At 52.8% G+C, this 254-nt stretch carries 1 protein-coding gene; it reads left to right on the top strand.

Annotated elements, in window-relative coordinates:
* Positions 1-254, top strand: a 254-nt coding sequence (locus tag AC1RPJ_RS07660; RefSeq protein ID WP_481762825.1) for a hypothetical protein, incomplete at both ends; no start/stop codon positions are given.

The following is a 254-nucleotide window of genomic DNA, read 5'->3' as shown; positions in this document are numbered from 1 at the left end:
CGATCGAGACGAGTCTTGGTGTGCGGCATGGTGGAACTCTGTACTCGACGATTCAGCAGTCGCGGTTGTGGTATGAGAAGGCACGCTCGTTCAAGAACATGATCCTCGAAAAATACGTGCGGATCGCGATCATGCACGCGAAGACCACGTACAAGGACTTCAATCACCACGTGCGGCTTGACGACGTGATCCAGATTTATATGATCGTCGTGAGCCGGGCTATTGATCGATGTGACGCACGTCAAGGAGTGCTT

Source organism: Dellaglioa sp. CoH-57-MRSF-17, from assembly GCF_056782015.1.
Note: the sequence above shows the minus strand (reverse complement) of the source record. Positions and strands in the feature narration are given on the sequence as shown.